This is a genomic window from Cognatiluteimonas telluris (assembly GCF_011320095.1).
GTDB classification, from domain to species: Bacteria; Pseudomonadota; Gammaproteobacteria; order Xanthomonadales; family Xanthomonadaceae; genus Cognatiluteimonas; species Cognatiluteimonas telluris.
In genome coordinates this window covers 1-957 of the sequence record NZ_JAANOY010000099.1, presented here as the reverse complement: position 1 = coordinate 957, position 957 = coordinate 1, and the positions used below count along the sequence as shown (strand labels likewise).

Genomic DNA, 957 nt, shown 5'->3' with positions numbered 1-957 from the left:
AAACCATGATGGGCCAGCCCAGAGCGCCCCGAGGTGGATGACCACACCAGCCAGTGCGATGAGAACGGCAAGGTAAATCCAAACGTTGCGCATAAGTTCCATTGCGGGGCCTAACACCTGAATTAAGCCGACCTGCGTAGTGGAGGCAAAAGGTGGCACTCTTTTCAGTGCCGCCTTTTGCTGGAACGAAGCGGGTTCGGCTTGAATGAATAGTTAGCCTTCAGCAAACGCCGCCTGGACAGATCCGCGTGAGTAGGCCGATTAGGACTGCCAAGGCGAGTGCGCCAAGTGAAACAAACCCATAGGCCTGCTTTCCTCCCGCACGTTGCGTCATAGGCAGCGAATCCTCCATTACCAGCAGAAATGTAAAGGAAACCCCCACAAGCGCGGCATAGATTACGACCCGAAGAGATGACTCGAATAGCAGCAAGGCTAGCGTGGGAATTAGAAAGAAGACTGGTTGAAATGGACTATCTACGCTGCCGCCGGTGTTAGCCACTAGAAGCGTAGTAACTACAATGTCGATGAGGAACACGATGAGAGTAGCGGTAGAGTCAGGGAGGCCAGCAAAGTGAGTGTTCTGGAACAGGCCGACCCAAAAGCCAGATAGTGAATGTGTAAACACGAGCGTGGTAACCGAAACCAGAAGCAAAACTAGAATCAGCCAGATGTACTCGCCGCTTGCTGGCTCGCCGCGAAATGTTGCTGTTCTTGGTGCGTGCGCCCGCATAATGCTAGCGGCAATGAACATAAGTAAGCCGAGCAGCACCTGCGCTAGAAGTGCTCCCGTAATTATCGTTGCTGGATTCACGACCTTCTCCCCATGAAGGCTAACACCTGAATTAAGCTGACATGCGTAGTGGAGGCAAAAGGTGGCACGCTCTTCAGTGCCGCCTTTTGCTGGAACGAAGCATGTTCGGCTTGAATGAATTGTTAGACCCATCCCTTTGAGCGATT

General features: G+C 52.7%; 1 protein-coding gene. It reads right to left on the bottom strand.

Annotation, left to right across the window (positions count from 1 at the left end):
- Positions 1-220: 220 nt before the first annotated feature.
- A partial coding sequence (locus G7B67_RS13175; RefSeq protein ID WP_207780949.1) for a hypothetical protein occupies positions 221-957 on the bottom strand: 737 nt, incomplete at its 5' end.